Origin of the sequence: Antarctobacter aquimaris (genome assembly GCF_900184945.1) — a bacterium.
In the GTDB taxonomy this organism is placed as follows: domain Bacteria; phylum Pseudomonadota; class Alphaproteobacteria; order Rhodobacterales; family Rhodobacteraceae; genus Maliponia; species Maliponia aquimaris.
The window spans coordinates 1-1378 of sequence record NZ_FXYF01000043.1; the positions used below are offsets into that span (position 1 = coordinate 1).

Genomic DNA, 1378 nt, shown 5'->3' on the forward strand with positions numbered 1-1378 from the left:
GGCGTTGATGATGTGACCGCCCCCCGACGGCATCAACGTGCCAAGGTGGGTCTGCAACGATCCACAAAGGAGAGCGGTCATGTCGGAGATTATCACGGTCGGGCTCGATCTGGCGAAGAATGTCTTTCAGGTGCATGGGGCTGATGGCTCGGGCCAGCCTGTCTTGCGCAAGAAGCTGCGGCGCGCCCAAGTGCTGGAGTTTTTCAACCATCTGCCGTCCTGTGTTGTGGCGATGGAAGCCTGTGGCGGCGCGCATTTCTGGGGCCGCGAGATCGGTAAGCTTGGCCACGATGTGCGGCTGATCCCGCCCGCCTACGTCAAGCCGTTCGTCAAGCGGCAGAAGAATGATGCGGCCGATGCCGAGGCAATCTGCGAGGCTGCACAGCGCCCGACCATGCGCTTCGTGCCGGTGAAGAGCGAGGCGGTCCAGGGGGCGGCGATGGTCTTCCGGGTGCGCGAGTTGCTGATCCGGCAGCGCACTCAGACGATCAACGCATTGCGGGGGCATTTGAGCGAGTTCGGGCAGATCGTGCCACAAGGCGCGGCCAACGCACCGAAATTGATCGCAATCGCCGAAGACCCGGAATGCGACCTGCCTGCCGACGCCATCCCCACGCTCAGGGTCCTGATCGCGGCGCTGGCGCAATTGGAGGCAGAGATCGTCAAACTGGATGCCGAGATCTCCCGCCGGGCCAAGGAGAATGACGTGGCGCGGCGTCTGATGACAGTGCCGGGTATCGGTCCGCTGATCGCGACGGCCATCGCGACCCTTGCGCCGCCGCCCGAGACTTTCCGCAAGGCTCGGGATTTTGCGGCCTGGCTCGGCCTCACACCGCGGCAGCATTCGACTGGCGGCAAACAGCGGCTCGGGGCCACGACGAAGATGGGAGAGCGGTCCCTCAGACGGTTGCTGATCATTGGCGCCAACAGCGTCATCATCAAGCGTCACGTTCATGCCTCAGCCAAGCCAGGCACCTGGCTGGCCGGGATGCTGACGCGCAAGCCGCCGATGTTGGTGCGCGTGGCGCTGGCGAACAAGATGGCGCGCATCGTCTGGGCCCTGATGGCCCGCGGTGGCGTCTACCAGTCTCCGGCCGTAGCGGCATAAGCCGACTATCGGTCGCGAGGACGTCGGAGCGAAAGAGGGCAAGGAGCAGTTTGGCGCAACGGTCGTGAGACGGGATCAGAAGAACCAGCCTGCAACAAAGTGCCGACGAGCACGCGGCGTTGATTTGGGGTCTGATCCGCGAACACCATACGGGCCCGCGACATCTGTAAGGTCGCTTCATGAGGCCGGACATATGTCAGCACCCGACGACGCGTCAGAAAAAGCTTCAAAATCCCTCTTGCGTTCGGGGCGGTTACATATGTTGCAGAA

At 63.2% G+C, this 1378-nt stretch carries 1 protein-coding gene; it reads left to right on the plus strand.

Annotated elements, in window-relative coordinates; translation table 11 throughout:
* Positions 1-79: 79 nt before the first annotated feature.
* Positions 80-1108 (plus strand): IS110 family RNA-guided transposase, encoded by a 1029-nt coding sequence (locus tag MAA8898_RS25555; protein WP_094023829.1) that lies wholly within the window; start codon positions 80-82, stop codon positions 1106-1108.
* Positions 1109-1378: the final 270 nt, after the last annotated feature.

Excerpts from the sequence above, each read along its gene's own strand:
- MAA8898_RS25555 (WP_094023829.1), top strand. The coding sequence starts at position 80 with ATGTCGGAGATTATCACGGTCGGGCTCGATCTGGCGAAGAATGTCTTT.